1 pseudogene is annotated in these 330 nt (G+C 70.6%); it reads right to left on the reverse strand.

Going from position 1 to position 330, the window contains the following annotated elements:
• Nucleotides 1-330, reverse strand: a pseudogene (locus EN874_RS32755) (bifunctional prephenate dehydrogenase/3-phosphoshikimate 1-carboxyvinyltransferase); the annotation flags it as partial.

Here is a 330-nt window from a genome sequence, read left to right on the forward strand (position 1 = left end):
GCCGAACGCGGACAGCATGCGCTCGGTGTAGTCGCGGGTCGGGTGTGGTTCCACCACGCGGGTTTCGCCCTGCGCGTACAGGCCGGCCAGCAGCACGGCCGACTTGATCTGTGCGCTGGCCACCGGCGAGGCGAAGTCGATGCCGTGCAGCGTCTGGCCACCATGCACGTGCAGCGGCGGTGTGCCGTCGTCCTGGGTATCGATCCTTGCGCCCATCTGCGACAGCGGGCCAGTGACGCGACGCATCGGGCGGCCGGACAGCGACTCGTCGCCGATCAGCGTGCAGTCGAACGCCTGCCCGGCCAGGAGGCCAGCCAGCAGCCGCATGCC

The organism is Mesorhizobium sp. M1D.F.Ca.ET.231.01.1.1, assembly GCF_003999155.2.
In the GTDB taxonomy this organism is placed as follows: Bacteria; Pseudomonadota; Alphaproteobacteria; order Rhizobiales; family Rhizobiaceae; genus Mesorhizobium.